This is a genomic window from Bacteroides sp. OF04-15BH (assembly GCF_003477995.1).
Classification (GTDB): Bacteria; Bacteroidota; Bacteroidia; order Bacteroidales; family Bacteroidaceae; genus Paraprevotella.
Window position 1 is genome coordinate 1 of the sequence record NZ_QUEM01000117.1, and the last position, 293, is coordinate 293.

The following is a 293-nucleotide window of genomic DNA, read 5'->3' on the forward strand; positions in this document are numbered from 1 at the left end:
AATTTCAGCAATGACTCGTCAATAGGCTTTGCATATCTGCCCTCTGCCGAGTTATAAACAAAACCTCCCCAGCCACGGTAAAGCATACCGAAGCCAAGATTGTCATTCTCTGCATAGAATCCAGCAAGCACATTCTCTGTTACGAGACCTGCCGCATCTTTCAGAATGGAAACAGAGGCTGAAGTAACAGTTTCATTAGAGATTGCTGCCGGATAGCTGTATTCAAACCAGATGTTCTTTCCTGCAGTAGTTGCAAATCGCAGAGTATCGGCTTTCAAGATGCCATTCTCGAT

1 protein-coding gene is annotated in these 293 nt (G+C 44.7%); it reads right to left on the reverse strand.

What is annotated here, in order from left to right:
- On the reverse strand, positions 1-293 hold a 293-nt coding region (locus DXA74_RS16500; RefSeq protein WP_199666218.1), incomplete at both ends, for a hypothetical protein.